Raw genomic sequence first — 24,945 nt, 5'->3', positions numbered from 1 at the left:
CATCGGTCTAGTTCTCGTACGCGTCGACGATCCGCACCGGCTCCTCGGTGACCTCGCCGTCGACGATCCGGTAGCTGCGCAGCTCGTGCCGCTCGGGATCGCGGGTGGAGATCAGCACGTAGTGCGCGAACGGCTCGGAGGCGTACGACACGTCGGTCCGGCTCGGATAGGCCTCGGTGGCGGTATGCGAGTGGTAGATGACGACCGGCGCCTCGTCGGCGTCGTCCATCGCGCGCCACACCTTCAACTGCTCGCCGGAGTCGAAGCGGTAGAACGTGGGCGAACGCTCGGCGTTGACCATGGCGATGAAGCGCTCCGGACGATCCGAGCCCTCCGGCCCCGCGATGACACCGCAGGCCTCATCGGGGTGATCGGCGCGCGCGTGCGCCACCATCGCCTCCACGAGGTCGGCCCTGATCACCAGCACGAGTCGCACACCTTTCCACAACGCCGACCCATCGCAGTCGACAACGAGCCAGGATATTCGGCTATTCCCCCGGCGACGTCGCCCGGTCCCCCGGTTCCCGGCAGCGCCTGTTCAAACACCGAACAGGTCGTTGTAGGCCGGGATGCCCGCCACTGGGTGCGCCGAGCGGATCGCGTCGACGATGGCGCGTTCGACGCAGACGGCGGCGGCGGTGCAGATCTGGTCCAGGACAAGCAGATCGGCGGGGAAGGCGGGCGGCAACGGCAAGTCGCCGCCCTCCTCCGCCGTTCCGGTGGCGAGCGCGAAGAGGGTGTCCCCGTCCAGGGGCGAGTGCGCGGGACGGATCGCCCTGGCCAGCCCGTCGTGCGCGGTGGCCGCGACGCGCTTGCATCCGGCCGGATCGAGCGGAGCGTCCGTGGCCACGACGCCGATCGTGGTGTTGAGCACGGTGCCCTTCACCGGCAGCGCGTTCGCCGCCGCCAGTTGCTCCGGGGTCGCCTGCCGCAGACCGAAGAAGCCGGGCCCATCGGTGCCGCACCCCCACGGCAACCCCGTGCGGGGATCGAACACCGAGCCGACCGGATTCGCCACGACCAGCGCCGCGACGGTGATTCCCGCGGCCACGCCATCACCCAGCACGATGCTCGCCGTGCCGATCCCGCCTTTGATCGAACCGGCGCGCGCGCCGACGCCCGCACCGACCGAACCGCGAGCGAAGTCGACGTCCGCCGCCGCGGCGGCCCGGTAGCCGAACTCGGCGGTCGGACGGATGTCCCACGCGCCGACCGGAAGATCGAAGATCACCGCGCCGGGGACGATGGGCACCACCCGGCTCGGGTCCGCCGGGTCCATCACGATGCCCGCGCCGTTCTCCTCCAGCCACCGCATCACGCCGTCGGCCGCGGCGAGCCCGAAGGCGCTGCCGCCGGTGAGCAGGATCGCGTCGATCTGCCGGACGGTGTTCATCGGATCCAGCAGATCGGTCTCACGGGTACCAGGCCCGCCGCCGCGCACGTCGACCGCCGCCACCGCGCCGCCCGGCACGCGCACCACCGTGCATCCCGTCGCCGATCCGGAACCGAGCGTGGCGTCCGGATCGAGGACGTGATGATGACCGACCAGCACTCCGGGCACATCGGTGAGCGAGTTGCGTTCACCCGGTTCGGCATTCACCATCGGTACTCCTCGAGGCGCGGGACTGCTGGTCGGTTCGCGCCGATCATCGCAGCGCGGCCGGTCAGGGAGCCAGCGCCTGGAGCAGCGAGTCCTGCATCCAGGTCAGCCAGTGGTACACGTCCAGGTGCGGGGCGCGCGGATCGTCGGGATCGAGATGGTCGGGCGTGTCGGCATCGATGTTCAGCACCGTGCCCAGCGCCAGCCGCACGTCGGTGAGCGCGGTCAACCACGCGTCGGCCTGCTCAGGGGTGATGACGATCTTGCCGCCCGCGCTCGGCACGGTGTCCAGCACGACCGAGCCCGCCGCCAGCTTGGCGTCGATGATGTCGGGCTCGTGCAGACCGCGCAGCGCGCTGTTGAGGTCGGCGCGTTCGGCGTCCGGCGAGCCGGGCTCGTTGCGGTGGAAGTCCGGCAGCAGTCTGCGCAGCCGCGGATCCTCCGGCGGGACGGTGTTGCCGGATCGCAGTCCGGTGAGGGCGGCCAGGTCGTCGTCGGGCGCCGACCCGGCGCGCTCGGTGAGCAGCCCGGAGACCGCACCGACCAGGGACCGAAGCACGTTGGCCTCACGTGCGTCCATTTCGGATCGCAGTTTGAGACCGCTCAGCGAGTTCTTCCTGCTCCACTTGCGCACGGCGTCAGGGTAGTCGCGCTGGTCAGTCGTCCCGCTGCATGGTGGCCCAAAGTCCGGCGGCGTGCAGCCGCTGAACATCGTGTTCCATCTTGTCGCGGGAACCGGACGAGACCACCGCCTTGCCCTCGTTGTGGACCTTGAGCATCAGCTCGGTCGCCTTCGCTTTGCTGTAGCCGAAAAGCTTCTGGAAGATATACGTGACGTAGTGCATGAGATTGACCGGATCGTCCCAGACCACGGTCACCCACGGGCGGTCCTCCGCCTCCAGGATCTCGGTGTACTCCACCGCTTCGGGTGTCGCCTGTGCCGCCGACAATGTCGCGTTCGCGGCGTCCACAACGACGTCACCCCGGACTGTGTTGCACAAGGCCATAGGGTCAAGGGTACGACTCGACACCGGATAAACAACACCCACGCAGCCCCGATTCGGGTTTTCGCCGGTTCACCGGGCCGATGCCGGACGGCGTGAGCCGACCGTTCTGTCTACAGTGACAGCGTGGACCTGCGTGACGGCGTGACCAGCACGGCACTGCTGACCGACCAGTACGAACTGACCATGCTCGCCGCGGCGCTCGCCGATGGTTCGGCGCATCGGCAGTGCACCTTCGAGGTGTTCGCTAGACGTTTGCCAAACGGTCGCCGCTATGGCGTCGTCGGGGGTACCGGCCGGGTGCTCGACGCGCTGCGGCAGTTCCGGTTCGGCGATGCGGAACTGTCCGTCGCCGCCTCGTTCTCGGATCGGCGGACGTTGGACTGGCTGCGTGACTACCGGTTCACCGGCGACATCGACGGCTACCCAGAGGGCGAGCTGTACTTCCCGGGCTCCCCGATCCTCTCGGTGCGCGGCAGTTTCGCCGAATGCGTCGTGCTGGAGACGCTGGTCCTCTCGATTCTCAATCACGACAGCGCGATCGCGGCCGCCGCGGCGCGGATGGTCAGCGCCGCGGGCGGCCGCCGGATGATCGAGATGGGCTCGCGGCGCACCCACGAGCTGGCGGCGGCGGACTGCGCGCGCGCCGCGTATCTCGCCGGTTTCGACGCAACCTCGAACTTGGAGGCGGTGCGCCGCTACGGGATCCCGGGGGCGGGCACCAGCGCGCACGCGTTCGTCCTGCTGCACAGCGGCCCCGACGGGGCGCACGAGGCCGAAGCGTTCCGCAGCCAGGTGCAGACGCTGGGAGTCGGGACGACGCTGCTGGTGGACACCTTCGACATCACCAGGGGCGTCGCGACGGCCATCGAGGTCGCGGGAACAGAGCTGGGCGGCGTGCGGATCGACTCCGGCGATCTCGGTGTCCTGGCCAGGCAGGTGCGCGACCAGCTCGACGCGCTCGGGGCCACCAAGACCCGCATCGTGGTCTCCGGCGATCTCGACGAGTACGCCATCGCCGCGCTGCGCGCCGAGCCGGTCGACGTCTACGGTGTCGGAACGGCCCTGGTCACCGGCTCCGGCGCGCCGACGGCCGGGATGGTCTACAAGCTGGTCGAAGTCGAAGGGGTGCCGGTCGCCAAACGCAGCAGTCACAAGCAGTCTCGTGGCGGTACGAAGAAGGCGCTCCGCTTGGCCCGCGACACCGGCACGATCGTCGAGGAGATCGTCTATCCGGCGGCGGGGCCGATACCGCCCCGCAACGGCTTCCGATCCCGTGAGCTGCTGGTCCCCTTGATCCGGGAGGGCAAGCAGGTCGATGACCTGCCCACCCTCGCCGAGAGCCGCGACCTGGTCGCGCGCGGACTGATCAGCCTGCCGTGGGAGGGCCTCAAGCTGTCGGCGGGTGAACCCGCCGTGGTGACCACCTTCGTCTGAGGTCAGCGCCTGCGCTCGTCGACGCGGGTCACCAGCCGCAGCCCGGCGGCGAAGAGCAGCGCGAACACCAATCCGGTGATCCCGAACCACACCCATGCCGACGGCTCCGCGGGGCGGGAGCCGAGCAGGAAGAAGACCGCCAGGAACACGGTGGTGGCGACGATTACGCTGCGGAACAGTTTGGCAGGGCTCATGAGGGTCTCCGTGCTGGAAGGCGGCGCATCCGGCCGCCGACGAAAGGGGCACCCGGTAATCACCGTGGGCGCAGGCCGCGTTTACATCGCGCGCATGTGAATTTCCCGCGAGTCGGCCGAACGAGCGTCCGACCGAGCGGCAGAATCTGAAACAGTTGTTCAGCCACATCGCGGGAGGTCGCCATGACCCGGGCACTGATCATCGTCGACGTCCAGAACGATTTCTGCGAGGGCGGTTCGCTCGCGGTGGCGGGCGGCGCCGCCGTGGCGGCCCGGATCAGTGAGCACCTCGCGGCGGCGAACTACGGCGCGATCGTGGCCACCCGCGATCATCACATCGATCCCGGTGCGCATTTCTCCGACGCGCCCGACTACATCGACAGCTGGCCGCCGCACTGCCGGGTCGGCACGCAGGGCGCCGACTTCCACCCCGCCCTGACCACCGAACCCATCGATGCGGTCTTCTCCAAGGGCGCGTACTCGGCGGCCTACTCCGGGTTCGAGGGCACGACCGAGGACGGCACCGGGCTGGCCGACTGGCTGCACGACCGCGGCGTCGACGCCGTCGACGTGGTGGGCATCGCGACCGATCACTGCGTGCGCGCCACCGCGCTGGACGCGCGCATCGAGGGTTTCGACACCCGCGTCCTGCTCGATCTCACCGCGGGAGTCGCACCCGAAACGGTCGCCCTCGCACTGGACCGCATGCGCGGGGCCGGCGTCGACCTGGAAGGCGGCATCACCCGATAGACCGTCCGGTCTCCGCGACCGCCCTGCCCTGTCGGAGGCGCCGAGTAGGCTGCTCGCGTGCCCGAACTGCCCCCCGTATCCGACCTTCTGGCTACCGCCGTACACGCGCTGGGCGGCAAGGAGCGCGCCGGGCAGGTGACGATGGCCGCGGCGGTGGACCACGCGATCGATACCAAGGAGCACCTCGCCGTGCAGGCAGGCACGGGCACCGGCAAGTCGCTGGCGTATCTGGTGCCGAGCCTGCGCCACGCCGTGCGCACCGGCCGCACGGTGGTGGTCTCCACGGCCACGATCGCGCTGCAACGTCAGCTGGTCGACCGTGACCTTCCGCGCTTGGCAGAGGCGCTCAGCGGCCCGTTGGGACGCACGCCGAAGTTCGCGATCCTGAAGGGCCGCAACAACTATTTGTGCTTGAACAAGATCAACAGCGCCGTACCGGACGAGCCCGCCGAAGCGGAGTTGTTCGACGCGTTCGCGATCTCGCGCCTCGGTCGCGAAGTGCAACGGCTCAACGAATGGGCCTCCGACACCGACACCGGCGACCGCGACGAACTCGCTCCCGGCGTGAGCGATCGGGCCTGGCGGCAGGTGAGCGTGTCGTCGCGGGAATGCCTGGGCAAGTCGCGTTGCTCCTTCGGCCAGGATTGCTTCGCCGAGCGCGCCAGAACCGAGTCGGCGCAGGCCGACGTGGTGGTGACCAACCACGCGCTGCTGGCCATCGACGCGATCAGCGGCATCCAGGTGCTCCCCGAACACGACGTCGTGGTCATCGATGAGGCGCACGAGCTGGTCGACCGGGTCACCGGCGTGGCCACCGCCGAACTGACCTCCGCCGCGATCAGCGCGGCGGCCCGGCGTTGCGCCAAGCTCATCGACGAGCAGGAGGTCGACCGCCTGGAGGGCGCCGCAGAGGCCTGGCACACCGTGCTGGACGAGCTGCCCGCCGCCCGGTGGGACACCCTGCCCGACGGCGTGGCCCCGGTACTGGCCCTGGTCCGCGACGGCGCGTGGAACGCGCGCACCGCGCTCGCGCCCTCTGGCAGCGCCACCGCGCAGGGCGACCCGGAGAGTTCCGCCGCCCGCACCATGGCCTTGGCCGCGCTCGACGAGGTGCACGACAGCGCGGTCCGCGCGCTGACGGCGTTCGACGAGCCCGATCCCGCCGCCCGCCGCGACGTCATCTGGCTGGCCGCCGACGAGATCCGGGGCGTCGTGCGCCGGTCGCTGCGGATGGCGCCGCTGTCGGTGGGCGGGCTGCTGCGCAGCAGGCTCTTCGGCGCCGCGACCGTCGTGCTCACCTCCGCCACGTTGCAGATCGGCGGCTCGTTCGACGGCCTCGCGGTCACCTGGGGCCTGCCCGCGCAGTCGGGCAATCGCACCGACCCGGCCACCGCGAACGGCGCGCAGGCGCCGTCGGACGCCGACAGCGTGCGCTGGAGTTCGCTCGATGTCGGCTCACCGTTCGACCATGCCAAGTCCGGCATCCTCTACGTCGCCGAACACCTGCCCGCGCCGGGCCGCGACGGGCTCGCACCGGCCTACCTGGACGAAATCGAGCGACTGATCACGGCCGCGGGCGGACGCACCCTCGGCTTGTTCTCCTCGATGCGCGCCGCCCGCGCGGCCACCGACGCACTCCGCGAACGGTTGCGCACACCGGTGCTGTGCCAGGGCGAGGACGCGACGGGCGCGTTGGTCCGCAAGTTCGCCGACGACCCGGAGACCTCCCTGTTCGGCACGCTGTCGCTGTGGCAGGGCGTCGACGTGCCTGGACCGTCGCTGAGTCTGGTGATCCTCGACCGCATCCCTTTCCCCCGCCCGGACGATCCGCTGCTGGCGGCCAGGCAACGCGCCGTGGAGATGCGCGGCGGCAACGGCTTCATGACCGTGGCCGCCAACCACGCGGCTCTGCTGCTCGCGCAGGGCACCGGCCGCCTGCTGCGCAGCGTCGACGATCGCGGTGTGGTGGCCATCCTGGATTCCCGCCTCGCGACCGCTCGCTATGGCGGATACCTGCGCGCGTCGCTGCCGCCGTACTGGGAGACTGCCGACCCTGAGGTCGTGGTCAAAGCACTGAGCAGGCTGGCCGCCGCGGCGAAGGTGTGACAACGGCGCACGGCCACCACGCCACCTCGAACAGCGTGGCCGGCAACGCGAGCGCCGCGAATCCGTTGCGCCGCAGGCTCAGAGGACCCACTTCAGGATCAACGTGAGCACGCCCGCGACGACGGCGAGGATCAGCGCCCCCACACCCCACACGAATCCGTGGCGCTCCCACGGACGCCCGGCGTCCAACGAGAACTTACCCGGCCCGGTGAAGGGCAGCGCCGCGCCGACCACCGCGAACAGCAGACCCATTTCGTAACCGCCCAGCAGGCCACCGGCCCAGGTGGCGTTGATCGCGTTGATCATCGTGCCCAGCACGATCGCTCCGGCAAGCGGCGTCAGCAAACCGAGCAGCAGGAGGAGGCCGCCGGTGAATTCGCTCAGCCCCGCCAGCGTCCCGAATACCTTGCCCGGGTTGTAGCCCATCTTCTCGAAGCCGTCGGCGTTGGCTTGCAGACCGGGCCCGCCCCACCAGCCGAACAGCTTCTGCGCGCCGTGCGCCGCGAGCAGGCCGCCGAAGACGACTCGCACGACCAGCAGGCCGATGTCGGGGGCGATTCGGTCCAGCTCGGAATCGGTTCCGGTTCTGTCGAGTACGGATTTGATCGTCATGGTGGTCCTCATCCCTGCGCTGTCGTTCCCGGACATGATCGTTACTTCGGCGAAGAAAGCGGACTGCGGTCCGATTATCGCACGAACGGGGGCAACTACCCAACCTCTCGGTCTATTCCACGGTCGGGCGGGAAGGATGGTTCAGCGCTCGGGCGAGCGGAAATTCATTCCGCGAGGAAGAAGAAGTAGCCGAGGAACACCAGCATCAGTGCCCACATCGCCGGATGCACATCCTTGACGCGGCCCTTGGCCGCCATGACCACCGGGTACAGCAGCATCCCCATGGCCAGGCCGTTGGCGATCGAGTACGTCAGCGGCATCATCACAATGGTGATGAACGCGGGCACCGAGTACTCCAGGCGGTTCCAGTCGATCTGCCCCAGCGATCGGGCCATCAGGATGCCGACCACGATGAGCGCGGGCGCGGTCACCTCGCTGGAGCCCGCGACGACCGCGAAGATCGGAAAACAGAACATGGCCACGAAGAACCAGCCCGCCGTGGTGACGGCGGTCAGCCCGGTCCGTCCGCCCGCCGAGACGCCCGCGGTCGATTCCACGTAGGCGGTGGTGGTCGAGGTGCCGATGACCGCACCCGCCATGGTGCCCACCGAGTCCGCCGCCAGCGCGCTCGCCGCGCGCGGCAACTTACCGTTCGCGTCCAGCAGCCCGGCCTGGTGCGCGACGCCGATCAGCGTGCCGGATGCGTCGAAGAAGTCGACGAACAGCATGGTCAGCACCACCACGACCATCTGGCCGGTGAACGCGTCAGGCAGATGGACGATCGCCTGACCGAAGGTCTGCTCGAGCCCATGCGGCGCGGCGAACAAGCCCTTGGGGAGCGCGACCAAGCCGCTGACGATGCCGACGAGGGTGGTCAGGACGATGCCGTAGAGCACGGCGCCGTGCCAGCCGCGCACGAGGAACACCACGGTCACCAGCAACCCGAACAGCGCGAGCAAGGTGGTGCCCTTGGTGAAGTCGCCCAGGGTGACCAGCGTCGCCTCGCTGTTCACCACGATCCCGGCGTTCTTCAAGCCGAGGAAGGCGACGAACAGTCCGATGCCGGCGCCAACGGCGAGTTTCAATTGCATCGGGATCGCGTTGAGGATGCGTTCGCGAATCCGCGTCACCGCCAGGACGAAGAAGATGGCGCCGGACAGGAACGTGCCCGACAGCGCGACCTGCCAGGGAATCCCCATGCCGAGCACCACCGTGTAGGCGAAGAAGGCGTTGAGTCCCATGCCCGGCGCGAGCGCGATCGGATATCGCGCCCACAGCCCCATGACCAGCGTGCCGAATACCGCGGCGACAGCGGTCGCGGTGAACACCGCCTGCATCGGGATGCCCTTGTCACCCAGCGCGCCCTGATCGCCCAGCACGGCGGGGTTGACCGCGAGGACGTACGACATGGCGAGGAACGTGACCGTCCCCGCCATGAGTTCGCGCCTCACGGTCGAGCCGGTCGAGCGAACCCCGAAGTATCCGTCGAGGCGTCCTCGGGTCCGGTGCAGAACGTCGGTGACCATGGGTGACTCCAGTACAGGAACGATTCGGGGCGGGCCAAGGGCACGGTAGCCGACGGTTCACTGCCCGCGACACCCACGGCGGCGCCACCGTGACCGGCGCCACCGGGTCAAGCGCTCGGAGCGGAGACCAGTCCGAACTCGGCGTCGGAGGCCAGCAGATCGTTGTGCGGCAGCACCCGCACGGTGTACCCGACCGCGCCGGACAGCGGCAGCGGCGTGTCCACGGTGAACAGCTCGGCGCCCGCGTCGGACCCGACGTGATTCATCGGGATCGTCGTGGTGTCGGAGAGATCGTCGGTCGACGAGACCCGGCCGAGCACCGCCTGCACCACCACGTCCGGCACGCTCAAGCCACCGAGCTCGACCCGCGCGGTGAGCGACAGCCGCGCCCCGATCACCGGCGTGTCCGGCAGCCCCGCACTGTCCACCTGGATCACCTTGACCGAGGGCCACGCCGACTCGACCCGGTGGCGGTACTCGGCGATGGCGCGCGCCACCGCGAAATCGTCGGCCGTCGCCCGCTGCGACGCCGCGGCGGCGGGAGCGTAGTACTCCACCGCGTAGTCGCGGACCATCCGGGAAGCCAGCACCTTCGGCCCCAAGGTCTGCAACGTGTGGCGAACCATCTCGACCCAGCGCACCGGCATCCCGGACGCGTCGCGCTCGTAGAAACGCGGCGCCACCGCACGCTCGAACAAGTCGTAGAGCGCGGCGGCCTCCAGATCGTCGCGGCGGTGCTCGTCCCGGACGCCTTCCGCGGTCGGAATGGCCCACCCGTTCTCGCCGTCGTACATCTCGTCCCACCAGCCGTCGCGGATAGAGAGGTTGAGCCCGCCGTTCAGCGCGGATTTCATGCCGGAGGTGCCGCAGGCCTCGAGCGGGCGCAGCGGATTGTTCAGCCAGACGTCGCAGCCCCAGTACAGGTAGCGAGCCATTGATATGTCGTAGTCGGGCAGGAAGACGATCCGGTGCCGCACCTCGGGATCGTCGGCGAAGCGGACCACCTGCTGGATCAGCGCCTTGCCGCCGTCGTCGGCCGGATGACTCTTACCCGCGACGACCAGCTGCATCGGCCGCCGCGGATCCAGCAGCAGGGCGCGCAGTCGCTGCGGATCGCGCAGCATCAGGGTGAGGCGCTTGTAGGTCGGCACTCGCCGGGCGAACCCGACGGTCAGCACATCGGGGTCGAAAACGCCGTTCACCCAGCCGAGTTCGGCTTCCGCGGCGCCACGCTGCAACCAGGACGCGCGCAGCCTGCGGCGCACCTCCTCGACGAGGATGCCGCGCAGGGTGTTGCGGGTCGACCACAACTCGGCGAGATCGACGTCGCGCAGCCGTTCCCAGCCGCGCCCCTCCTCGACCAGCTCCGCGCCGATGTGTTCGCGTGCCTTGTCCACCCACTCGCGCGCGGCCCAGGTGGCGGCGTGCACACCGTTGGTGACCGAACCGATCGGCACCTCGGCCGGGTCGAAGCCCGGCCACAGCGAAGCGAACATGGACCGGCTCACCTCGCCGTGCAGCTTCGATACGCCGTTGGCGCGCTGCGCCAGGCGCAAGCCCATGTGCGCCATGTTGAAGACCGACGGATCGGCCTCCCGGCCGAGAGCCACGATCCGGTCCACCGAAAGCCCCGGCAGCAGAGCGGATTCGGATTCCCCGTGCGCACCGCCGAAATAACGCCGCACCATCGGCATGGGGAACCGGTCGATGCCCGCCGGGACCGGCGTATGCGTGGTGAACACCGTGCCCGCCCGAACGGCGGCGAGCGCGGAATCGAAATCCTGCCCGGCCGCGACGAATTCGCGGATCCGCTCCACGCCGAGGAAACCCGCGTGGCCCTCGTTCATGTGGAACACATCGGGATCGGGCAGTCCGGCGGACGCGGTGTACGCGCGCACCGCCCGCACACCGCCGATGCCAGCGAGAATCTCCTGACGGATGCGATGCTCCTGGTCACCTCCATAGAGCCGGTCGGTCACCGCACGCAACTCCGGGTCGTTCTCGGCGATGTCGGAGTCGAGCAGCAGCAGCGGAACCCGGCCGACTTGCGCGATCCACACCCGAGCACGCAGCACCCTGCGGTCGGGCATCGCGACGTGGATGAGCACGGGCGAACCGCCGGAGGTGAGCGCCCGCAGCGGCAAGCCCTGCGGATCCAGCGCCGGATAGTGCTCGGCTTGCCAGCCGTCCGTCGTCAGCGACTGCCGGAAGTAGCCCGAGCGGTACAGCAATCCCACGCCGATCAGCGGCAGGCCGAGGTCGGAGGCGGCCTTCAGGTGGTCTCCGGCCAAAATGCCAAGGCCGCCCGAATAATTCGGCAACACCTCGGTGACGCCGAACTCCATCGAGAAGTAGGCGATACCCCGCACCCCTTCCTCGCCCGCCCGGCGCTGGAACCAGCCCGGCGCGGCCAAGTACTCGCGCAGGTCCGCCGCCGCGGAGTCCACACGCGCGACGTAGCCGGGGTCGGCGGCAAGCTCGTCGAGCCGCGCCGCGGGCACCTCGCCCAGCATCCGGACCGGGTCGTGCCCCATCTCCTGCCACCGCCGGGGATCGAGCGCGGCGAACAGGTCCTGCGTCGGCGGATGCCACGACCAGCGCAGATTCGTGGCGAGCTCCCCCAGGGCGGCCAGGCGCTCGGGCAGATGGGCACGGACGGTGAAACGACGCAATGCCTTCATTGGGTAGAACCTACACGCCGACCGCGGGACGCGCCCTGCCCGACCACGGCCCGGAACAACCTTCCGACCAGCGCGTTTCCCGGCAGCATAACGCTCTTCATCGTCACGGAACGGCCACGCGCCGCACACCGGCACCCCCGTGCCCGCTACCCGATCGAGACCCGCGCTCGCTTGTGAACTCCGGAACCCGGGGCAAACCCACAAGCTGTGCGGACCAACCGGCCGCACCAACCGAATCAGTACGGGAGTGATCGAGATGTGGATGACAGCACACCCAAATCGCGCCCGCGATCGGCGCTGGTCGCGCGCTGGAGCAGCGATCACAGGGTTCGGAGCGCTCGCGGCGGCATTCGTTCTCGTCGCACCCGCCGCCGGCGCGGCGGTCACGACGGCGACCGCCAGCCCGGCCCAAGGCACCAGTTTCGGCTTCGGAAACTACGGAACCAACTGCCAGTACCGGGTGACGGCGACGGTGGACAACAATCCCTCGACCGAATCGGTTCAGTTCGCCGACAGCGCCGGGGGCACCTTCTCACCGAACCCCGCACCGGTGGTCGGCAGCCAGGCCACCACGGTCTGGATCCCCGAGGCGACCGGGCAGCACACCATTTCCGCGACGCAAGGCGCCACGCCCGCTTGGACTTCACCGGTGATGACGGTGGGCAACGGGATGAACCTGGGCTTCGCGTGCATGGTCATGCCGTGATCGACGTTTCGGGCATGTCGAGTTGAGCGCCCGGGTGGCCACCCAGTGGACGAGCTCCGTCCATGGCCACCCGGGCACCTCACTCTTCAAAGCGGGAAAATCGGTAGCCCGAGCAGGACCGGGATGACAGCATCGGCTGATGCCGCACTGGGTCGATGTTCTTCCGCAATTCCTGCCGGCCTGCCTGCTCATCGCCGCGCTGCCCGGGCCTGCGACCGCACTGTTCTTGCAGCGCGCGGTGCGGGACGGCCGCACCGCGGGCCTGGCGGCGGTGGCCGGGAACGAGATCGGCGTACTCGGCTGGACGCTGGCGGGTGGGGCGGGACTGTCCGTCCTGCTCGTCGCGAATCGCGCCATGAACACGGCCGTGCACGTCATCGGCGCGCTGGTCCTGATCTGGCTCGGCGTGCAGGCGTGGCGGAATGCCCGTGGTGGCGAGGAGTTCGGCAGCGCGATGACGAGGATGCTACCGGCGGGTCACACGCCCGCCGCCGCGTTCCGCGCCTCGCTGATCTCGATCGCGGCCAACCCCAAGGCGGCGATTTTCGGATTGACAATCCTTCCCCAATTCCTTCCGTCCGAGGGGCCGGTGCTGCCCACGGTAGTGATCCTGGCGCTGATCCAGTTGGTGATCGACACCGCGTGGTGCGTCGGCGTGGTCATGGCCGCCGACCGCGCGGGCGCCTGGCTGCGCCGCACCGGTATCCGGCAGCGGGTAGAGCGTGCGCTCGGCGCGGTGCTGGTCGCGCTCGGCCTGGGCCTCGCCGCCGACGCACGCTGAGGCGAATGCCCAGCTGGCCCGCCACCGTGAGAGGCCAGGAACCGGGCACGAAAAATCGGCTGGTCCGGTCCGAAAGGCCGGTTGCCGGTAGGTTGGGGTCCGTGACCGGCCGCATCGCTATCGATGACACTGCCCCGTCCATCCCAGGCGGCCGGCCCGCCAAGGCGGTGGTCGGCGAGGTATTCCCGGTGCGCACCGTGGTTTGGCGCGAGGGGCACGACGCCGTCGCCGCCACACTCGTCGTGCGCGCCCCCGGCGCGTCGCGACCCACCCGCGTCCGCATGACGCCGGACTACGAGCCCGACGTCTTCAACGCGACCTTCACACCGAACACGCCGGGAGCCTGGACCTACCGGATCGAAGGCTGGAGCGATCCGATCGCGACCTGGCGATCGGCGATCGAGGCGAAGCTTGCCGTCGGGCAGAGCGCCGTCGATCTGGCCAACGATCTCGAGCTGGGCGCTCGCCTGTTCGACCGCGCGGCGCAGGCCGTCCCGAAGAAACAGTTCGAGCGCTTGCGCGCGGTCGCCGCTGCGCTGCGCGGTGACGAGCAACTCCCCGCACGGGTGGCCCCGGCCTTCACCGAGGAGGTCGCCGGGATCCTGCGCGCCACGCCGCTGCGCGACCTGGTCACCCGCGGGCCGCAGCACACCGTCCTGGTCGAGCGGCACCGCGCGCTCTACGGCTCCTGGTACGAGTTCTTTCCGCGCTCGACCGGCGGCCGCGACGCCACCGGCGAGCCGGTTCACGGCACCTTCGTCACCGCGGCCAAGGACCTTCCGCGCATCGCCGCCATGGGCTTCGACGTGGTGTACCTGCCGCCGATCCACCCGATCGGCGAGGTCAACCGCAAGGGCCGCAACAACGCGCTCACGGCGGAGTCCGGCGACGTCGGCTCGCCGTGGGCCATCGGCTCGCGGCACGGCGGTCACGACGCCGTGCATCCGGAATTGGGCACCGAAGCCGATTTCGCCGAGTTCGTCAGGGCGGCGCGGGAACTGGGCCTCGAGGTCGCGCTCGACCTCGCCTTGCAATGCGCGCCGGATCATCCGTGGGTCGAGGCGCACCCCGAGTGGTTCACCACCTTGCCCGACAACACCATCGCCTACGCGGAGAACCCGCCGAAGAAGTACCAGGACATCTATCCGGTCAACTTCGACAACGACCCCGACGGGCTCTACGCCGAAGTGCTGCGCGTCGTCAAACACTGGATCGGCTTGGGCGTCAACATATTCCGCGTCGACAATCCGCACACCAAGCCCGCCGACTTCTGGGAGTGGCTGATCGCGAACGTGTGGCGCACCGACCCGGACGTCATCTTCCTGTCCGAGGCGTTCACCCGCCCCGCCCGGCTCTACGGGCTCGCCCGGCGCGGATTCAGCCAGTCCTACACGTATTTCACCTGGCGCGTGGCCAAATGGGAGTTGACCGAGTTCGGCAACGAATTGGCCGCGAAGGCCGACGAGGCCCGCCCGAACCTCTTCGTGAACACCCCGGACATCCTGCACGAGAGCCTCCAGCACGGCGGGCCGGGCATGTTCGCCATCCGCGCCGTCCTGGCCGCCACCCTCGCGCCCACCTGGGGCGTCTACTCCGGCTTCGAGCTGTTCGAGCATCAGGCGGTGCGCCCGGACAGCGAGGAGTACCTCGATTCGGAGAAATACGAGCTGCGCCCGCGCCCGTTCGCCGAGGCGCTGGCGCGCGGAGAATCGCTGGAACCCTGGCTCACTCGGCTCAACGAGATCCGCCGGGCCCACCCCGCCTTGCAACAGCTGCGCTGCCTGCATTTCCACCACGTGGACAACGACGCGCTGATCGCCTATTCCAAGCTCGATCCCGCCAGTGGCGACGCGGTGCTGGTCGTGGTGAATCTCAATCCTTTCGGCGCCGAATGGGGCATGCTCTCGCTCGACCTGCCCGCGATCGGCCGCGAGTGGCACGACCACCCGGTGGTGTACGACGAGGTCAGCGGCGAGGAATACCACTGGGCCCAAACCAATTACGTGCGATTGGACCCCGCGCGGGCCGTGGCGCACATCATCGCCCTGCCCCCGGTGTCCCAGCAGGCTCGCACCGAGCTGTCCTACCGCAGGACGCTGCGATGAAACGTCGCGACCTCATGCTGCTCGCGGCGGGCACCCATACCGACCCGCACACCGTGCTCGGCGCACACCCCCATCCGGACGGCACCGCCGTGCGGGTGCTGCGCCCGCACGCCGAAACCGTGTCGGTGCGGGTCGGCGGCGACGACCACGTGCTGAAGTCCGTGGGCCACGGCGTATTCGCCGCGGTGCTGCCGTACCCGGAGATCGATGACTATCGCGTCGTGACGACCTACCCCGGCGGCCAGACCGTCATCGGCGCCGACGGCTACCGATTCCTGCCCACGCTCGGCGAACTCGACCTGCACCTGATCGGTGAAGGCCGCCACGAACGCCTGTGGGACGTGCTCGGGGCGCACCCGCGCCGCTACAGCACCCTCGACGGTGACGTCGCGGGCACGTCGTTCGCGGTATGGGCGCCGAACGCGCGCGGCGTCACCGTGATCGGGGACTTCGACGGCTGGAGCGGCACCACCGCGCCCATGCGCACGCTGGGGTCGTCCGGGATCTGGGAAGTCTTCATCCCGGGTGTCGAGCCGGGCGCCAAGTACAAATACCGCGTGCACGGCGCCGACGGGCGGACCGTCGATCACGCCGACCCGCTGGCATTCGCCACCGAACTACCACCGGCCACGGCGTCGGTGGTCACCGAAAGCCATTACGTGTGGCAGGACAGCGCCTGGCTCGAGCAGCGCGCGGCCACCGATCCCACCCGCGCCCCGATGAGCGTCTACGAGGTGCATCTCGGTTCCTGGCGGCCCGGCCTCGGCTACCGCGAACTGGCCGACCAGCTCGCCGAGTACGTGCGGGCGACCGGATACACCCACATCGAGCTGCTCCCCATCGCCGAGCATCCGTTCGGCGGCTCGTGGGGCTACCAGGTCACCTCCTACTACGCGCCGACGGCGCGATTCGGTTCCCCGGACGACTTCCGAGCGTTCGTCGACCGCATGCACGCGGCGGGCATCGGCGTCCTGCTGGACTGGGTCCCCGCCCACTTCCCGCGCGACGAGTGGGCGCTGGCCCGATTCGACGGCACTCCGCTCTACGAGCACGCCGACCCGCGCCGGGGCGAGCAACTCGACTGGGGCACTTACGTGTTCGACTTCGGCAGGCACGAGGTACGCAACTTCCTCATCGCCAACGCTCGCTACTGGGTCGAGGAATTCCACATCGACGGTCTGCGCGTCGACGCGGTCGCCTCCATGCTCTACCTGGACTACTCCCGCGCCGAAGGCCAGTGGGAGCCCAACGTGCACGGCGGCCGGGAGAACCTGGAGGCCGTCGACTTCCTGCAGGACCTCAACGAGACGCTGCATCGGCATCACCCCGGGGTCGTGACGATCGCCGAGGAGTCCACCACCTGGCCCGGCGTCACCCGCGGCATCGACGTCGGCGGTCTCGGCTTCACCATGAAATGGAACATGGGCTGGATGCACGACACCCTCGGGTTCCTCGGCCGCGACCCGGTGCACCGCTCCTGGCACCACAACGAGATCACCTTCTCACTGGTCTACGCCTGGAGCGAGAACTACGTGCTGCCGATCAGCCACGACGAGGTCGTGCACGGCAAAGGCACGCTGTGGACCAGAATGCCGGGCGACGATTTCGCCAAAGCCGCGGGCGTGCGGGCGCTGCTGGCCTACATGTGGGCCCACCCGGGTAAACAACTGCTGTTCATGGGCCAGGATTTCGGCCAGTTCCGGGAGTGGTCACACGATCGCGGTCTGGACTGGCACGAACGGGACAACCCGCTGCACCAAGGCATCACCACGCTGGTGCGTGACCTGAACGCCGTCTACCGCGCCCACCCCGCCCTGTGGAGCCAGGACACCACACCCGGTGGCTACGCCTGGATCGAGGCGGACGACCGCGCGAACAACGTGCTGGCGTTCCTGCGCTACGGCTCCGACGGCTCCGTTGTCGCCTGCGTCTACAACTTCTCCGGGTCGGCGCACGACGCGTACCGGATCGGCCTGCCGCACGCGGGCTCGTGGCTGGAGATCCTCAACAGCGACGCCGCGGACTACGGCGGCTCCGGCCTCGGCAACCTGGGCGAGGTGACGGCGAGCGCCGAGCCGTGGCACGATCGGCCCGCCTCGGCCACCGTGACGCTCGCACCCCACGGCGCGGTCTGGCTGCGCCCCGCCTGACGAGTCGCCCGGCGAACCGAGCCCTGCCCGACGCCGACGTGCGCCGGTCCTCGAAGCACGGACTCAGGTGAGCAGCTGACGCCTCGGTGCGAGACCCGAGTCCGATGCGCGAATCCAGAGCAGACTCGGCGGACGCCCACTATGAGCGGCGATCGATGATCATCGCGACCGGTTGTAGCGGAGGTCCGTCACAACACCGCGCCGGATCGGATACCCGACGCCTGGGCGCAACCGGGGGCGGTGACGCGGCCGACTGGTTCGCGGACCGCCCCGCGCGGCGGCTCAGTACAGCGCCGCGGCCAGCTTGCGGCGCGCGGCCACGACGAACGGCTCGGCCTGATCGAACAGCTCGAACAGCTCGAGCAGGCGGGTGCGCGCCTTGGTGCGCTCGTCGCCGGAAGTGCGCTTGACGACGCCGATCAGCCGATCGAAGGCCGCTTCGGGCCGCTGCTGGAACAATTCGAGATCGGCGGCGCGAATCGCGGCATCGACGTTCGACGGGTCGGCATCGGCATCCTCGATCGCCGACTCCGGCAGCTCCTGGGCCCGCGCGAGGAAGCGCAGCTGACGCAGCGCGCCCTTGGCTTCGTCGTTCGTCGGCTCGGCGTCGAGAATCGCCTGGTAAGCCGCCTCGGCGCCGGCCAGGTCACCGTGCTCGAGCGCCGCCTCGGCCGCCGCGAAACGCGGGTCCTCGGCCTGCGGCTGCGGCTCCCCGCCACCCTCCAGCTTGCCCGCCACCGCGTCGACCACGGCGTTCAGCCACTGCCGCACCTGCGGCTCCGGCTGGGCGCCCTCGAAATCGGCCAGCGGCTGCCCTGCCGCGATCGCGATGACCGTCGGGATGCCCTGCACCCGCAGCGCCTGCGCGATGCGCATGTTGGCCTCGGCCTCGACGATCGCCAGGTCCCAGCTGCCGCCGTCGGCGGCCACCAGTCGCTCCAGCGTCCGCACCAGTTCGACGCTGCCCGGACTGCGCTGCGAATACAGCACGACCACCACCGGCACCTGCATCGAACGACGCAGCACCTTGGTCTCGAAATCGGCCTCGGATACCGCGTAGTCGCCACCGGCCGGAGCGCCCCCGCCACCGGCGGGCTGCTTCAGGCTGGACAGATCGACCGCGCCGGACATGGCGGCGGCGACAGCGGGCGAAGGACGGCGTGCGGCTGGTCGATTCACGACCTCCAGTTTGTCACGACGTGGCGGATGCGGGCGCCCCGGACTCGACCGAACCGGCGTTGCTCAGCTCACCCAACCGCCCCGTGCGCACCGCCCAGACCTCGAACAGCACCGTGCAGAACGGCGGAATGCTCGACAGCAGCGCGAGGACTGTGGTCTTGACGTTCCAGCCCAGCTCGCGCGCCGCCACGATCGCGGTGATGACGAACAGCACGAACACGATGCCGTGCGTCATGCCGAACACCTTGACCGGCCACAGCACCGGCTCCGGAATCCGCTTGAACACCATGCCGATGATCAGCAGCAGCCAGGAGATCGCCTCGAGCACCGCGATGAAACGAAACCGCTTGGCCACCGTGCTCAGGTCGAAGACATTGCCCATGCGCCCATTCTGCCGGATGCACTACAGGCTGTCGTAGTGAGCTGTGTCTAATTGCGGCGCCTGCGGCGCCGCGTGTTCGCGGCCCCTTATGGCTCGCGTTTGCGCGACCGCCGCTTGCTCCTTCGTCGCGTACGCGGCGGCCGCGCAAACGCGAGCCGGGCCGCGAACGGAACAGGCTCGGTCTCGCTCCGCTCGAAAGACGTGGTTGCGGTGCGCTGGGCGCGTCGGCATGCGAACTCGAGACCAGGACCAGGGCCAGGACCGCGCGAACGCGCGAACGCCGCGAATGCCCCTCGCTTTCTTGAACGCGCTGATCGGCCGGTGCGATCGCAACATCGGTCACCTTCCGATCGCAGTTGCGCATGGCACCAGTAGCGAAACGACTGCTTCGGGTGAAGTGCGCCACGGATGACGCGACCACTCCTACGCCAGCCGAGTTCCGACCCGGCGATCCGGAGCCCCGCTGCCTGGGCAGCGATCGGACGACGTGACCAGGTTGCACGAAGACCTGCCGCTCGTAGCCGCATTGCTCGCCGATGGCAAGGCGACCGCTGCCTACGGCTCGCCACGAGCCGAGCGGCCGCTCGTCGCCCCGATCTGTCACCTTGCGATGGCTGGTGGCCCTCAGCAGAACGACCGATGGCCGCCCACATCGGGGCGGCCATCGGCACGATTCGGCACGGGGCATCGCCCCGCCGGACTCAGACGCGAACGATCAGCGCGTCACCCTGTCCGCCGCCGCCGCAGAGCGCGGCCGCGCCGACGCCGCCGCCGCGGCGCTTCAGCTCCAGCACCAGGTGCAGCAGGATGCGGGCACCGGACATGCCCAGCGGGTGGCCGATGGCGATGGCGCCGCCGTTGACGTTCACCTTCTCCGGGTCGATGCCCAGCTTGCGGGTGGACGCGATGCCGACGGCGGCGAACGCCTCGTTGATCTCCACCAGGTCCAGGTCGGCGGGCGAGATGCCCTCGCGTGCGCAGGCTTTGGCGATCGCGTTGGCGGGCTGGTCCTGCAGCGTCGAATCCGGACCCGCGACCACACCCGCCGCACCGATCTCGGCGATCCAGCTCAACCCCAGCGACTGCGCCTTCTCCTTGCTCATCACCACGACCGCCGCGGCTCCGTCGGAGATCTGCGACGCGGTGCCCGCGGTGATGGTGCCGTCCTTGCGGAACGCCGGACGCAACTTACCCAGCGACTCCACCGTGGTGTCGGCGCGAATGCCCTCGTCCGTGGTCACCAGCACCGGATCACCCTTGCGCTGCGGCACCGCGACCGGGACCACCTCGTCGTCGAACACGCCGTTCTTCCACGCCGCCGCCGCACGCTGGTGCGAAGCCGCCGCGAACGCGTCCTGATCCTCCCGGCTGATCCGATCGGCCTCGTTGCGCGCTTCGGTCAGCGCGCCCATGGCCTGATCGGTGAAGATGTCGTGCAGGCCGTCGTAGGCCATGTGGTCACGCAGCGTCACGTCGCCGTACTTGAAGCCCTCCCGGCTCTTCTCCAGCATGTGCGGCGCCCGGCTCATCGACTCCTGGCCACCCGCGACGACGATCTCGTACTCGCCCGCCCGGATCAGCTGGTCGGCCAGCGCGATCGCGTTGATGCCCGACAGGCAGACTTTGTTCAGCGTCAGCGCGGGCACGTCCATCGGGATGCCCGCCGCCACCGCCGCCTGCCGGGCCGGGATCTGGCCCGCGCCCGCGGTGAGCACCTGACCCATGATCACGTAGTCGACCTGGTCGGGCGCGACACCGCCCTTCTCCAGCGCCGCCTTGATCGCGAACCCGCCCAGATCGGAACCGCTGAAGTCCTTCAGACCTCCGAGCAGCCTGCCGACCGGGGTACGCGCACCGGAGACGATCACGGAAGTGGTCACGACGAGCCTCGCATTCGTAGATCGGACCTGCTCGCGCCCACACCGGGCAATGCGAGAGCAGGTGTTCTACTCAACGGTAGCGGGTGCGTCGCACGCGCCCCGTGCCAGGTCGCGCTACTTTCGAATGGTGAGCAACGTTATCGAACAGTCATCTTTCATCCCCGCGGACTACGTGACCGCGGTGGACCACGTCGGCATCGCGGTGCCGGATCTCGACACCGCCGTCGCCTGGTACGCGGAGAACCTCGGCATGATCGAGACCCATCGCGAGGTCAACGAGGCTCAGGGCGTGCACGAGGCGATGCTGTCGCTGCCCGGCGCACCCGACCGCGCCACTGCCCTGCAGTTGCTGGCACCGCTCAACGCGGAGTCGACGATCGCGAAGTTCATCGACCGCAGTGGGCCCGGCTTGCAGCAACTGGCCTACCGGGTGACCGACATCGAGGCCGTCTCCGCGTACCTGCGCGCCAAGGGTCTGCGTTTGCTGTACGAGGCCCCGCGGCACGGAACGGCCGATTCTCGCATCAATTTCATCCACCCGAAGGATGCTGGAGGTGTGCTGATCGAGTTGGTCGAACCGAACGCTAATGTTACGCACTAGTATCGGCGTCAGGTCGGGAAAACTCGTTGGAATGACATTCGCAGTCGAGTCACCATCGGCTGTCTTCAGGCTGTAGTTTGTGTGCCATGTCGTCACCCGAGTCCGATCGCAATCGCTTCGTTGCACTGCCCTTCACCGTTGTGCGCAAGGGTTATGCGCAAGACGAGGTGCGTAATTACTTCGACCGCTTCGACGCGGAACTGAGAGTCACCGCCACCGACCGCGATGCGGCTGCGGCACAAGCACGTAACCTCGCGAGCCAGCTGGAAGACGCGCGCGACGAGATCGACGAACTCCGCAAGGAGGTCGACCGACTCTCGGTGCCGCCGACCACCGCGGAAGGCATGTCCGACCGCATCTCCCGCATGCTCCGTCTCGCCTCCGACGAGGCGTCCGAGGTCCGTGCCCTGGCGCAGGCCGAGGCCGCCGAGATGGTGTCGATCGCCGAGCAGCAGGCCACCGAGATGCGTGGCAAGTACGAGTCGCTGCTCGCGGAGACCAAGGAGAAGCGCGAGGCGCTCGAAATCGAATTCGAGCAGACCCTCGCGAACGCACGCACCGAGTCCGCCAAGATCATCGAGGCCGCTCAGGCCGAGGCCGACCGCATCGCGAAGGAAGCCGACGCGAAGCGCAAGGCCACCCAGCAGGACTTCGAGGCCACCATGGCCGAGCGTCGCACCAAGCTCACCCGCGCCATGGAAGAGCTGGAAGCCACCAGCCGCGCCGAGGCCGCCCAGCGGATCAAGGACGCGACCGACGAGGCCAACCGCCTCATCACCTCCGCCACCCAGACCTCCGAGCGCAAGATCGCGCACGCGAAGGAGCTGGCCGAGGAGATGCGCGTGCTGCGCGGCCGCGTGCTCGCCCAGCTGCTCGGTATCCGCGGTCAGCTCGACTCGGTGCCCGCGATGCTCGCCGCGGTCAACCGGGAAAGCGAATTGCTGGACGGCGTTCCGGATCAGCGCAAGTCGATCGGCGGCAACACCAAGTCGGTCACCGGTTCCCGTCAGAAGGCGATCCCCGAGGTCGCCACCGAGGACGACGATATCGACTCGGAAGAGCGCGAGAGCGCCGACGTCAGCAACTGACGTCGGACTGAGGCGACTACAGCAAAACTGAACCGAATTCACCGAAGGCCGTCCCAACCGGGGCGGCCTTCCTTAATTCCGCACCCGGTTTGCTGGGCATCAGGACCAGCGTCGGGTGATCTTCCGAGTACGGCGACCGTTCCAGCACCCGCGATGCCAATGCCTGCGGTCGTCTTCTCCGCCATGAGCGGGCCACGCGACGAGGTGCGCGACGCCGGGCGGGATCTCGTGGTCACAGCCCGGGCAGCGGTAGGTCTTCACAGCGCGGGTGCCCGGAATGGTGCGGACCACATAAGTCTCGTCACCGTCCGGGCCTGATTCGGTCCGTCCGAAGACATCGCCGATCGGCGCGCCTCCCGACCGCGAGTGATCAGCGGAGCGATCCGAACGCGGTTTCCGGCGAGGCATGCGACAAGCCTATTACTCGGCCGCGTGCGCCCCGCACGCCCCCGAGTTCAGAACAAGCGGAATTCGTTGCTCTCCGTGCCACGCAGGGCGTCGTAATCGAGTGTGAGGCAGCGGATGCCGCGATCCTCGGCAAGCGTGCGCGCCTGCGGCTTGATCTGCTGGGCGGCGAAAACGCCCGCCACCGGAGCCAGCAGCGGATCCCGGTTCAGCAACTCGAGGTAGCGGGTGAGCTGTTCGACGCCGTCGATCTCACCGCGCCGTTTGATCTCCACCGCCACGGTGCCGCCGTCGGCGTCCCGGCACAGCAGGTCCACCGGGCCGATCGCGGTCATGTACTCGCGGCGGATGAGCGTGTAGCCGGTGCCGAGCGTATGCACGTGTTCGGCCAGCAGCTCTTGGAGATGAGCCTCCACACCGTCTTTCACCAAGCCCGGGTCAACGCCGAGTTCGTGGGAGGAGTCGTGCTCGATGTCCTCGATGGTGATGCGAAGTTCCTCGCCGGCCTTGTTGGCGACGACCCACAGCGCCTTCGCTCCCTCCGGGAGCTGCGCGTCGCCGTTGCGTTCCTCCAGCCAGCAGGGCGGGCTCATCCAGTTCAGCGGCTTGTACGAGCCGCCGTCGGAGTGCACGAGTACCGAGCCGTCCGCTTTCACCAGCAGTAGCCTGCGGGCCATCGGAAGATGGGCGGTGAGTCGCCCTACGTAGTCGACCTGACAGCGAGCAATCACTAGGCGCACCCAAGCACTGTAGGCGAACGCCCGCACGCCCCCGTCGTCAGCCCATGAGCAGAATCGCCGCGAGAACCCCGCTGACGGCGAGCAGGGCGCTCTCGATCCGGGTCAGCCGCCGACGGGTGGTCGTCCTGGCCCAGACCATGCAGAACCCGACCACGGTGCCGATCATCAACGCCACCATGTGGCCGACCTGGGTGAAGGTGTGCTCGATGAGCACACCCTCGACCGCGACGATGAACCAGAGCGTCGACCAGGCGGCGCGCCACCGGTAGGGCAGGGCGGCCACCAGCGCGCCGACCAAAGCCATGGCGCCGTAGCTGACACCGACGTCTTCGGCCCACCGGATGCTCGTGGGCACCCATCCGGCCTCAACGCCCACCCACAGCCCCGCCGCGACGAACAACGTGGCGCCGATGTGGCCGGCCAGGAAAACCCGAACCAACCGCAACGCGCCGAAGCGCAGTTCGACGAGAGCGAGCAGACAGGCCAGCAGCGGGATGATCACCCACGACCCGACGACGTCGCCGATCACGAACGCGCTTGCCAGCAACGTCCCGATCCGGCCGTCCAGCAGGTTGTGCAGGTTCGTGCTCGCGTGCAGAACCACCCTCGTCTGCGCGGAGTCGCTCAGGACGGAGAAGATCGCAGAGACGACGACCAACCCCGCCAAGTACACAGCCGTCGCGGGCAGCCTCGGCCGCCACCAACGCGGTCGCGTCGAGGTGGCGGGGGCTGGCGGCGCCGGGTGACCCGGCGTCGTCGCGACGACCATACATACCTCCGTTGTTCGCGCGGGACAGCGATCCGTCTCCACCATCCATCATCGTCGTCCGCGCGCTGTGTGTGCTTGTAGTTCCCTCTGAAATTGCTGCGAAACGTTCTCGCCGTATGAACGACGAAAGGCCCTCGACGGTGTCGAGGGCCTTTCGTGAAAGGATGTTCCGGCGGTGTCCTACTCTCCCACACCCTGTCGAGTGCAGTACCATCGGCGCTGGCAGGCTTAGCTTCCGGGTTCGGAATG

Annotated in this window: 23 protein-coding genes; 9 read left to right on the top strand and 14 right to left on the bottom strand. The window is 69.0% G+C overall.

What is annotated here, in order from left to right:
* Positions 1 to 7 precede the first annotated feature (7 nt).
* From ACIA5H_RS20035 to clpS, 4 genes are all read right to left on the bottom strand, one after another.
* Complete coding sequence (locus ACIA5H_RS20035) at positions 8 to 427, bottom strand: M67 family metallopeptidase (protein ID WP_355075591.1); 420 nt, start codon at positions 425 to 427, stop codon at positions 8 to 10.
* Between the two features lie 111 nt (positions 428 to 538).
* Complete coding sequence (locus ACIA5H_RS20030) at positions 539 to 1,603, bottom strand: P1 family peptidase (protein WP_379254107.1); 1,065 nt, start codon at positions 1,601 to 1,603, stop codon at positions 539 to 541.
* Between the two features lie 61 nt (positions 1,604 to 1,664).
* On the bottom strand, positions 1,665 to 2,234 hold the full coding sequence (locus ACIA5H_RS20025; RefSeq protein ID WP_355075589.1) for a DUF2017 domain-containing protein: 570 nt from the start codon (positions 2,232 to 2,234) through the stop codon (positions 1,665 to 1,667).
* Positions 2,235 to 2,256: 22 nt separating this feature from the next.
* Positions 2,257 to 2,607, bottom strand: a complete 351-nt coding sequence (clpS, locus tag ACIA5H_RS20020; protein WP_039796380.1) for an ATP-dependent Clp protease adapter ClpS — start codon at positions 2,605 to 2,607, stop codon at positions 2,257 to 2,259.
* Between the two features lie 123 nt (positions 2,608 to 2,730).
* Here clpS and ACIA5H_RS20015 point away from each other — a divergent pair, with 123 nt between their 5' ends.
* Positions 2,731 to 4,041, top strand: a complete 1,311-nt coding sequence (locus ACIA5H_RS20015; RefSeq protein WP_397077037.1) for a nicotinate phosphoribosyltransferase — start codon at positions 2,731 to 2,733, stop codon at positions 4,039 to 4,041.
* Positions 4,042 to 4,043: 2 nt separating this feature from the next.
* On the opposite strand, the gene ACIA5H_RS20010 is transcribed toward ACIA5H_RS20015, so the two are convergent.
* The gene (locus ACIA5H_RS20010; protein ID WP_356966884.1) at positions 4,044 to 4,235 is read right to left on the bottom strand and encodes a hypothetical protein; all 192 of its coding nucleotides are present in this window, start codon (positions 4,233 to 4,235) and stop codon (positions 4,044 to 4,046) included.
* A gap of 183 nt (positions 4,236 to 4,418) precedes the next feature.
* On the opposite strand from ACIA5H_RS20010, the gene ACIA5H_RS20005 reads away from it, so the two are divergent.
* Together ACIA5H_RS20005 and ACIA5H_RS20000 are read left to right on the top strand one after the other, a co-directional pair.
* Entirely contained in the window at positions 4,419 to 4,985 is a 567-nt protein-coding gene (locus ACIA5H_RS20005; protein WP_355075583.1) for an isochorismatase family protein, read from the top strand.
* A 57-nt stretch (positions 4,986 to 5,042) separates the two neighbouring features.
* Positions 5,043 to 7,091, top strand: a complete 2,049-nt coding sequence (locus tag ACIA5H_RS20000) for an ATP-dependent DNA helicase (protein ID WP_397077036.1) — start codon at positions 5,043 to 5,045, stop codon at positions 7,089 to 7,091.
* Between the two features lie 78 nt (positions 7,092 to 7,169).
* Here ACIA5H_RS20000 and ACIA5H_RS19995 read toward each other — a convergent pair whose 3' ends face one another.
* From ACIA5H_RS19995 to glgP, 3 genes are all read right to left on the bottom strand, one after another.
* Entirely contained in the window at positions 7,170 to 7,703 is a 534-nt protein-coding gene (locus tag ACIA5H_RS19995) for a DoxX family protein (protein ID WP_379254104.1), read from the bottom strand.
* A 164-nt stretch (positions 7,704 to 7,867) separates the two neighbouring features.
* A complete protein-coding gene (locus ACIA5H_RS19990; protein ID WP_397077035.1) occupies positions 7,868 to 9,229 on the bottom strand; it encodes an NCS2 family permease in 1,362 nt (453 codons plus the stop codon).
* 107 nt (positions 9,230 to 9,336) lie between these two features.
* Complete coding sequence (gene glgP, locus ACIA5H_RS19985) at positions 9,337 to 11,910, bottom strand: alpha-glucan family phosphorylase (protein ID WP_397077034.1); 2,574 nt, start codon at positions 11,908 to 11,910, stop codon at positions 9,337 to 9,339.
* A gap of 262 nt (positions 11,911 to 12,172) precedes the next feature.
* Between glgP and ACIA5H_RS19980 the strand changes: the two genes are divergently transcribed.
* The 4 genes from ACIA5H_RS19980 (at position 12,173) to glgB (ending at position 17,652) form a co-directional block, all read left to right on the top strand.
* Positions 12,173 to 12,616 (top strand): hypothetical protein, encoded by a 444-nt coding sequence (locus tag ACIA5H_RS19980; RefSeq protein ID WP_355075574.1) that lies wholly within the window; start codon positions 12,173 to 12,175, stop codon positions 12,614 to 12,616.
* A 139-nt stretch (positions 12,617 to 12,755) separates the two neighbouring features.
* On the top strand, positions 12,756 to 13,397 hold the full coding sequence (locus ACIA5H_RS19975) for a LysE family translocator (protein WP_379254101.1): 642 nt from the start codon (positions 12,756 to 12,758) through the stop codon (positions 13,395 to 13,397).
* 101 nt (positions 13,398 to 13,498) lie between these two features.
* Entirely contained in the window at positions 13,499 to 15,502 is a 2,004-nt protein-coding gene (locus tag ACIA5H_RS19970; protein ID WP_355075571.1) for an alpha-1,4-glucan--maltose-1-phosphate maltosyltransferase, read from the top strand.
* Positions 15,499 to 17,652 carry a 1,4-alpha-glucan branching protein GlgB gene (gene glgB / locus ACIA5H_RS19965; RefSeq protein ID WP_397077033.1) on the top strand — a complete coding sequence of 718 codons (2,154 nt, stop codon included), beginning with the start codon at positions 15,499 to 15,501 and terminating at the stop codon, positions 17,650 to 17,652. Before ACIA5H_RS19970 ends, glgB begins: the two co-directional genes overlap by 4 nt.
* A 282-nt stretch (positions 17,653 to 17,934) precedes the next feature.
* On the opposite strand, the gene ACIA5H_RS19960 is transcribed toward glgB, so the two are convergent.
* The 3 genes from ACIA5H_RS19960 to ACIA5H_RS19950 all read right to left on the bottom strand — a co-directional run bounded on the left by ACIA5H_RS19960 (position 17,935) and on the right by ACIA5H_RS19950 (position 21,093).
* Positions 17,935 to 18,783, bottom strand: coding sequence for a tetratricopeptide repeat protein (locus ACIA5H_RS19960; RefSeq protein WP_355075969.1), 849 nt, complete (start codon positions 18,781 to 18,783; stop codon positions 17,935 to 17,937).
* Positions 18,784 to 18,844: 61 nt separating this feature from the next.
* Positions 18,845 to 19,213, bottom strand: coding sequence for a DUF3817 domain-containing protein (locus ACIA5H_RS19955; RefSeq protein WP_355075568.1), 369 nt, complete (start codon positions 19,211 to 19,213; stop codon positions 18,845 to 18,847).
* A 701-nt stretch (positions 19,214 to 19,914) separates the two neighbouring features.
* Positions 19,915 to 21,093 (bottom strand): acetyl-CoA C-acetyltransferase, encoded by a 1,179-nt coding sequence (locus ACIA5H_RS19950; RefSeq protein WP_355081520.1) that lies wholly within the window; start codon positions 21,091 to 21,093, stop codon positions 19,915 to 19,917.
* 127 nt (positions 21,094 to 21,220) lie between these two features.
* Here ACIA5H_RS19950 and mce point away from each other — a divergent pair, with 127 nt between their 5' ends.
* Positions 21,221 to 21,694 (top strand): methylmalonyl-CoA epimerase, encoded by a 474-nt coding sequence (gene mce / locus ACIA5H_RS19945; protein WP_379254098.1) that lies wholly within the window; start codon positions 21,221 to 21,223, stop codon positions 21,692 to 21,694.
* Between the two features lie 86 nt (positions 21,695 to 21,780).
* Positions 21,781 to 22,782, top strand: coding sequence for a hypothetical protein (locus tag ACIA5H_RS19940; RefSeq protein WP_355081524.1), 1,002 nt, complete (start codon positions 21,781 to 21,783; stop codon positions 22,780 to 22,782).
* Between the two features lie 99 nt (positions 22,783 to 22,881).
* Here the strand turns inward: ACIA5H_RS19940 and ACIA5H_RS19935 are convergent, their stop codons facing one another.
* From ACIA5H_RS19935 to ACIA5H_RS19925, 3 genes are read right to left on the bottom strand one after another with little or no spacing between them, the layout of a single operon-like run.
* A complete protein-coding gene (locus ACIA5H_RS19935) occupies positions 22,882 to 23,190 on the bottom strand; it encodes an ATP/GTP-binding protein (RefSeq protein ID WP_379254097.1) in 309 nt (102 codons plus the stop codon).
* Between the two features lie 47 nt (positions 23,191 to 23,237).
* Complete coding sequence (gene nucS / locus ACIA5H_RS19930; protein WP_355081528.1) at positions 23,238 to 23,927, bottom strand: endonuclease NucS; 690 nt, start codon at positions 23,925 to 23,927, stop codon at positions 23,238 to 23,240.
* Positions 23,928 to 23,964: 37 nt separating this feature from the next.
* Positions 23,965 to 24,696 carry a rhomboid-like protein gene (locus ACIA5H_RS19925; protein ID WP_379254096.1) on the bottom strand — a complete coding sequence of 244 codons (732 nt, stop codon included), beginning with the start codon at positions 24,694 to 24,696 and terminating at the stop codon, positions 23,965 to 23,967.
* Positions 24,697 to 24,945 lie beyond the last annotated feature (249 nt).

Origin of the sequence: Nocardia sp. NPDC051900 (assembly GCF_044452545.1) — a bacterium.
Lineage (GTDB): Bacteria > Actinomycetota > Actinomycetes > Mycobacteriales > Mycobacteriaceae > Nocardia > Nocardia sichangensis.
Note: the sequence above shows the minus strand (reverse complement) of the source record. Positions and strands in the feature narration are given on the sequence as shown.

Bases quoted from the DNA above. Each gene is read 5' to 3' on its own strand.
- ACIA5H_RS20030 (WP_379254107.1), bottom strand. From the start codon at position 1,603: ATGGTGAATGCCGAACCGGGTGAACGCAACTCGCTCACCGATGTGCCC.
- clpS (WP_039796380.1), bottom strand. From the start codon at position 2,607: ATGGCCTTGTGCAACACAGTCCGGGGTGACGTCGTTGTGGACGCCGCG.
- ACIA5H_RS20010 (WP_356966884.1), bottom strand. From the start codon at position 4,235: ATGAGCCCTGCCAAACTGTTCCGCAGCGTAATCGTCGCCACCACCGTG.
- ACIA5H_RS20005 (WP_355075583.1), top strand. From the start codon at position 4,419: ATGACCCGGGCACTGATCATCGTCGACGTCCAGAACGATTTCTGCGAG.
- ACIA5H_RS19995 (WP_379254104.1), bottom strand. From the start codon at position 7,703: ATGACGATCAAATCCGTACTCGACAGAACCGGAACCGATTCCGAGCTG.
- ACIA5H_RS19990 (WP_397077035.1), bottom strand. From the start codon at position 9,229: ATGGTCACCGACGTTCTGCACCGGACCCGAGGACGCCTCGACGGATAC.
- glgP (WP_397077034.1), bottom strand. From the start codon at position 11,910: ATGAAGGCATTGCGTCGTTTCACCGTCCGTGCCCATCTGCCCGAGCGC.
- ACIA5H_RS19980 (WP_355075574.1), top strand. From the start codon at position 12,173: ATGACAGCACACCCAAATCGCGCCCGCGATCGGCGCTGGTCGCGCGCT.
- ACIA5H_RS19975 (WP_379254101.1), top strand. From the start codon at position 12,756: ATGCCGCACTGGGTCGATGTTCTTCCGCAATTCCTGCCGGCCTGCCTG.
- glgB (WP_397077033.1), top strand. From the start codon at position 15,499: ATGAAACGTCGCGACCTCATGCTGCTCGCGGCGGGCACCCATACCGAC.
- ACIA5H_RS19960 (WP_355075969.1), bottom strand. From the start codon at position 18,783: ATGTCCGGCGCGGTCGATCTGTCCAGCCTGAAGCAGCCCGCCGGTGGC.
- ACIA5H_RS19955 (WP_355075568.1), bottom strand. From the start codon at position 19,213: ATGGGCAATGTCTTCGACCTGAGCACGGTGGCCAAGCGGTTTCGTTTC.
- ACIA5H_RS19940 (WP_355081524.1), top strand. From the start codon at position 21,781: ATGTCGTCACCCGAGTCCGATCGCAATCGCTTCGTTGCACTGCCCTTC.
- ACIA5H_RS19935 (WP_379254097.1), bottom strand. From the start codon at position 23,190: ATGCCTCGCCGGAAACCGCGTTCGGATCGCTCCGCTGATCACTCGCGG.
- ACIA5H_RS19925 (WP_379254096.1), bottom strand. From the start codon at position 24,696: ATGGTCGTCGCGACGACGCCGGGTCACCCGGCGCCGCCAGCCCCCGCC.